Genomic DNA, 5,947 nt, shown 5'->3' with positions numbered 1-5,947 from the left:
CTTTGTATTGCACATCAGCATAAATGTTTAAATACGTTAGTGGAGTTTAAAGATGTGCAGCATATGCGAACATGCAGCAACAGGCGTAGTGAATACGCTGCTTGTATTCGCATTATGTTACAGGGTTACCCGTTACAGCTCCTGCTTTGCCAAAAGCAGGAGACACAGGTATGGAACCCGCGCACTTGTATGAGAAACCTTGGAGAGAAAAAGCTACACGTATGAGCGAAGCATCTGAAATGCTTGATTTAGTGTTGTTGGTTGATGACGATGATACTACGAATTACCTGAACAAGCGCTTGCTGAATGACATGCAGGTAGCGAAGGAGATTATGGTCCTGAGCAATGGGAAAGAGGCGCTGGACTATCTGGCCCAGGCTTGCAACGGCTCTGCTGACTCTCCTTTTAAATGCCCCGACCTGATCTTCCTGGATATAAAAATGCCGGTAATGGATGGGTTTGAGTTTCTGGAAGAATACCAGAAGCAGGGCCTGGATGCCGGAGACCATGTGATCATCCTGATGCTGACTTCTTCGGCTAGTTTTTATGACCTGGAGCGGCTCAAGGGTTTTAAAAAAGTCAAGAAACACTATTCCAAGGCGCTTACCAACCATGATGTAAAAGAGATCCTACGCGAGTTCTTTAAGAAGCGCTTCAAATCAGAATAAGAATCTTGTTACTAAACAGCAGAGCCTGTCTTCTCTTCCGGGGACAGGCTCTTTTATTTTATTCTGTTTCCTTGTCTGGCACCAGTTCACTGATCGGCCAGGTAAAGAAGAAGCGGGAACCGCGCCCCTCGGACTCCACCCATACCTGGCTGCCCTTCTCCTCCAGGATGCGCTTGACAATGGCCAGGCCAAGGCCGGAGCTGTCAACCCGCGTAAAGTTATGCCCAAGCGACTCGTATTTGGTGAAGATTTGCTGCTGGTCTGCTTTCGCAATGCCCGGGCCGTTATCCTGCACGCTGAAAAGTAGGTATTCCGGATACTGCTTGTACCCGATCTCGATTTTTGCCTGATCCGGAACGTCGTGGTACTTCACCGCATTGCCTATCAGGTTACTGAATATCTGGTCCAGGTAGATCTCCTGGGTATAGAGCATGGGTAGTTCGTGAGGGAGCGTGATACTAAATGATGCCGGTATAAAGAGAGACTCCAGCGCATTCTGCAACACAGCCTGCACATCAATTACCTGTTTGCGCAGGTTATGGTGGCCGGCCAGGGAGTAGGCCAGTATACCGGCTATCATTCTTTCCATTTTGTAGGCCTGCTCACGCAGCATCGGCAGCACAATGGCAGCCTCTTCTCTGTCATCCGTCAGCATGCAGGTTTCCAGCAGGGCGGTCAGCCCGTTTATATTCTGGAGCGGCGCCCGCAGGTCATGGGATACCGTATGGGCAAAGGCATCCAGGTCGTTGTTCACTTTCTGCAGCAGGAGGTTTTTTCGCTCCTGCTCCTCCGACAGCGACTTGATTTCGGTGTTGGACCGCTGCAACTGCATGTTCAGCCGCCCGATCTCCTGCAGCTGATGCTCTGCCTCCAGGTTGCGCAGGCGCAGCTGCTCCAGCAACTCCAGTTGCTGCATGTACTGCTTCTTGATTTCGGCGTAAGGCGATAGGTTGGTATCCTCGTCGAGTTCCCGCACCCACTGTTCCTGCATCGCCTTTGTTATAATAGGAGCCTTTACAGGTATGCGCTTGCGCAGCGTTACGCTGGTGCCCTGCTCACTCTCGGTTCTGATATGGAAGAAGTCCACCAGCTTGCGAGAGTTATGGATGCCGAAACCTTTCTCGGATGCGCTGCTGTAGCTGGCGCGGGTATAGATCTGGTCCAGGTTGCCTATGCCGCGCCCCCGGTCCGTGATGCTGGCCTCCAGGTAATTGAAGCCTCCCTCACTCACCACACTGAACTGTATGTTGCCGTTGCCGACATGCTCGATCACATTCCGGCAGATTTCTGATACGGCCGTGGCAAACTTGGTCTGGTTGGCCAGGGCCATACCTGCACGCTCCGACAGCTGCATGGCCCGCTTGTAGGCCAGCACCACATCCAGTTCATTTGAAATATTGAGTTTGAGCATGCTCCGTTCCATACCTTAAATTTTTGATTTGCACACCAGTACGAGCGTGTCATCAGTGTGGCGGCTGTGGCTCATATACAGTACGGCCGCAATGGTGGTAGCCATGTGGCGGTGGAGGTTCGGGTATTTACCTAGTTCCCACCTGGATTTCAACCCGTCGGAGTGAACGATCAGCAGTTTGTTGCGCCCCCACTCTAGGGAGTGGTTGCTGAATGATCCGGGTACGTTGTGCCCCAGTATGCCATTATAGGAAATAACATTTTTGTACGTAGCGTTCCCTGCCACAAGTTGCGGGGAGAACAGCTTACCGGCAATGTTGCCGATGCCACAGTAACTGATGGTATTGTTGCGGATATCAATGAAAGCGGCAAATCCTACGGCGCCGCGCGTACGCTTGATATTCTCATGTATAGCCCGCAGTGCACTGGCCGGGTCACTCACCGGTTGCTTGCAGAACGTTTCTACGGCCTGCTGCGCTGCCTCGTGCGCGTAGGCGCCATGTCCGAGCCCATCCATGGCCAGCAGGAAAACGGCATGCTCTTTTTTGATGACGGCAAAGCCATCGCCGCAGTCCACTTCTTTCGGTTTGGGCACCAGGATGCTGCCGATCTCTATGTGTGCATTGATGCTGGCGCCTTTGGACTTGCTCTTGAATACCTGAGAAACGATAATGGTTCCTACGTCCGGATGGGAGTACATGTCGAAGATGTCAGACTGTCTTCTGATGGCACCCAGTCCTTCACCAGCAGAGCCGTAGGTTGAAACGCCATCTTCCAGCATGCGCTCCGGTTCACGCATGCCCGGGCCGCTGTCCAGGCAGATGATCTCAATCCCACGGATGGGTTTGCCGATCGCCTTCACCAGCAACTCGCCTCCCTGTGGGGAATGCTTGGACAGGTTGGAGACCAGTTCCGATACGATGATATTGACCTTGCCTACCTCGGCCGCAGAAAGTGCGAAACTTTCCGCCAACCGGGCAATATCCTTTTTGACCAAGCTGGCAAAACTTCTGTCAGGTACTGTGAAGCGGTGGTGTTGATTAACGTCCATGTTTCCAATGGATAACAGTAATAGTTGTGCCCTGACCAGGTTGGCTTTTGAGGTCAAACTCATTTACAAGCCGTTTGGCGCCAGGTAATCCCAGCCCCAGGCTTTTTCCGGTGGAGTAGCCATCCTTCATAGCCAGTGCTATATCCGGTATACCCGGTCCCTGATCTGTAAAAGTTAATCTAATGCCGGTTTTGGCATTGCTGCTGATAATTTCCAGAATCACTCTGCCTCCCTTAGCATATTTCAGCATGTTTCGTACCAGTTCACTGGCAGCGGTGATAAGTTTGGTTTGATTGACAAGGCTCATGCCTATTTTGGTACTGAATTCTCGTACCCTGTTCCGAAAGGGGACAACGTCCTGCTCGCGCACGATTTCCATCGTGTCTTTAGTCATTACGATCATTCGGATCTTCCTCTTCTTCCTCCTCCTGGTATAAGTAATTTCCCATTTTGCTGCCCAGCAGCTCCATCCCTTTTTCTACATTGAGCGCCGTATAGACGCCTTGCAGCGTCAGGCCCAGTTCTACCAGTGTAATAGCCACGGCAGGTTGCATGCCCACTACGACTGTCTCTGCATCCATGATGCGGGACATAGATGCAATGTTGCCGAGTATGCGCCCCATGAAGGAATCGACAATACTGACGGCTGAAATATCGATCAGCACACCCCGCGCTCCTGTCTGACTAACCATGGAGATCAGGTCGTTCTCCAGGTTCAGGGCAAGCCTGTCGTAAAGGTCCACCTGAATGGTTACAAGCAGGAAGGGCCCCATTTTAAGAATTGGTATTCTTTCCATTCGCTTACCTCAATATTCTTGGTCCTGTCGTTTTATTATCTGATCTTCTTACTTCCAGGTTCGTCATGCTGAATGCAAGCTGCAGCGCGCTGGCCAGGGTAGCCTTTGTGTTGATATTGGAAAGGTCTATACCCAGGTGCACAATGGTCTGAGCGATCTCGGCACGTATACCGCTGATGATACACTCTGCGCCCATCAGCCTGGTTGCGCTTACGGTCTTGATCAGGTGTTGCGCCACCAGGGAGTCTACTGCCGGTACACCGGATATGTCCAGGATGGCGATCGTGCTTCCTGTGTTGACGATTTCCTGCAACAGGTTTTCCATCACGATCTGCGTACGGGCGCTGTCCAGGGTACCAATGATAGGCAGTGCCAGGATGCCGTTCCATACCCGGATCACCGGTGTGGATATTTCGCTTATCTCATCTGTCTGACGTAGGATAACTTCTTCACGTCCTTTGATGAAAGTCTCGAAGGTAACGATGCTGAGCTTGTCGAGCAGGTTGTTGATGGAGAGAACTTCTTTGTAGAGTGTGGCCGCATCATCGGCACGTTCCTGCTCCAGTACAAAGGTCAGGGCTTGCTTCAGGCTCAGCACATACTGGGCTGTTTCGCGTGGGCTGAATCCCTGACGGGCGCGGGTAATGGATATATCGCGCAGCGTATCTGTGATCAGTTCATATTCCAGCGAATACACATCTTCGTAGTTGTCTTTGCCAATGGTGCGAAGCAAGGCGTCCAGCATCTCCTCTGACTGGCGGAGCAGTTCGTCGTTCGTCATCAGGTCGTCGCGCAAGCCAGCGTCTGACAATTGGTTCTGCATCCACTTCTCGAGGATGATCTCCCTGTTCTTTTGTAATACTTGTGCCGTTGTGTTCATGATAGGGCCAAACGTAGCTCGTTTGCTAATTGTTATGGGTGGAATTGAAAAACTGGAAAGCGTTCAGGATGGAAACGATGCAAGCAGGTTCCTTATCTGAGTTGCTAAGGTACGCAATACAATTAATACTTAATTTTATCATTTTATACGTAGTCCGGATTTTTGCCTTTGCTTGAGGAGGTATAGGAAACATCGCAGGAGGACAGATAAAGGTCAGCCTGCTACAAAAAACAGGCTACCATACCGGCTGGTTGTTAACGTATACAGGATGCATCAGGTTTTGATGCTCGTAAATTGTATTAAAAATACGACGCTATGAAAAATGTAATGCGAAGGTATAGTCAGCTATTGTTGTGTATGATCCTGGTAGCCTGCGCGCCGTCTACAAAAATTACCTCCGAGCCAGGTCCGGGCTTTAGCCTGTCGGCTTACCAGACCTTCTCTTTTATGGAGGTGGACGCCTCGGGCGATGGGCTGGGCAATGACTACCAGCCGCAGGTAAATTACCTGCAGGAAGAAATTGCCCGTCAGCTGGAAATGCGGGGACTAAAGCGCAGCACCGGGGAAGCCGACCTGCTCATCAACCTGGGCATCGTGGTGGATGAACAGGTGCAGACCCGCCAAACCGATATCCGCTCGGACCCGCCGCAGTATATTGGCCAGCGCCGCTATACCTGGAAGAGCAGGGAAGTAGAGGTGGGGCGCTACAATGTCGGGACGGTATCGGTGCACCTGGTAGACCGCCAACGAAATGAGCTGGTATGGCAGGGTACGGCGGAGCGGGTGCTGTCTGACAAAACAGAGAAGCAGCAGGAGCAGATCTCGAAAGGAATGGAAAAGCTGATCGGCAGTATACCTGGATAAGGCCCGCTATACCTGCTGGCGTTTAGTAGAAAATAAAAAAAAGCCTTGTAGCGCTACAAGGCTTTTTTTTATTGGTACTCAGCCGTTGGTTTTCCAACGACCGAAATGACCGGTAAGCATCTTAAGGGTTATAATTTCTTGAACTTATAGGTATAGACCCCTTTTCTGGAAGTAACGGTAATGCTGTCGCCATTGCTGTTGACGGTTCTGTATCCTGCCCAGTTCACGGTCGCCTCCCATACCATCGATTGCGCATCCATCGACAGGACTTTGTAAT

At 51.2% G+C, this 5,947-nt stretch carries 7 protein-coding genes; 2 read left to right on the top strand and 5 right to left on the bottom strand.

What is annotated here, in order from left to right; all coding sequences use genetic code 11:
- Positions 1-221 precede the first annotated feature (221 nt).
- Positions 222-668 carry a response regulator gene (locus OB13_RS13885; RefSeq protein ID WP_461490765.1) on the top strand — a complete coding sequence of 149 codons (447 nt, stop codon included), beginning with the start codon at positions 222-224 and terminating at the stop codon, positions 666-668.
- Positions 669-726: 58 nt separating this feature from the next.
- On the opposite strand, the gene OB13_RS13880 is transcribed toward OB13_RS13885, so the two are convergent.
- From OB13_RS13880 to OB13_RS13860, 5 genes are read right to left on the bottom strand one after another with little or no spacing between them, the layout of a single operon-like run.
- Positions 727-2,091, bottom strand: a complete 1,365-nt coding sequence (locus OB13_RS13880; RefSeq protein WP_461490764.1) for an ATP-binding protein — start codon at positions 2,089-2,091, stop codon at positions 727-729.
- Positions 2,092-2,094: 3 nt separating this feature from the next.
- Positions 2,095-3,129: a stage II sporulation protein E gene (locus OB13_RS13875; RefSeq protein ID WP_461490763.1), complete on the bottom strand. Its 1,035-nt coding sequence runs from the start codon at positions 3,127-3,129 to the stop codon at positions 2,095-2,097.
- Positions 3,119-3,523 (bottom strand): anti-sigma regulatory factor, encoded by a 405-nt coding sequence (locus tag OB13_RS13870; protein ID WP_461490766.1) that lies wholly within the window; start codon positions 3,521-3,523, stop codon positions 3,119-3,121. The genes OB13_RS13875 and OB13_RS13870 overlap by 11 nt, the downstream gene beginning before the upstream one ends.
- Positions 3,516-3,926 carry an STAS domain-containing protein gene (locus OB13_RS13865; RefSeq protein ID WP_461490762.1) on the bottom strand — a complete coding sequence of 137 codons (411 nt, stop codon included), beginning with the start codon at positions 3,924-3,926 and terminating at the stop codon, positions 3,516-3,518. Before OB13_RS13865 ends, OB13_RS13870 begins: the two co-directional genes overlap by 8 nt.
- 4 nt (positions 3,927-3,930) lie before the next feature.
- Positions 3,931-4,806, bottom strand: a complete 876-nt coding sequence (locus OB13_RS13860; protein ID WP_461490761.1) for an STAS domain-containing protein — start codon at positions 4,804-4,806, stop codon at positions 3,931-3,933.
- Between the two features lie 315 nt (positions 4,807-5,121).
- On the opposite strand from OB13_RS13860, the gene OB13_RS13855 reads away from it, so the two are divergent.
- Positions 5,122-5,670, top strand: coding sequence for a DUF4136 domain-containing protein (locus OB13_RS13855; protein ID WP_461490760.1), 549 nt, complete (start codon positions 5,122-5,124; stop codon positions 5,668-5,670).
- Positions 5,671-5,947 lie beyond the last annotated feature (277 nt).

It is taken from the genome of Pontibacter sp. HJ8 (genome assembly GCF_054824225.1).
Note: the sequence above shows the minus strand (reverse complement) of the source record. Positions and strands in the feature narration are given on the sequence as shown.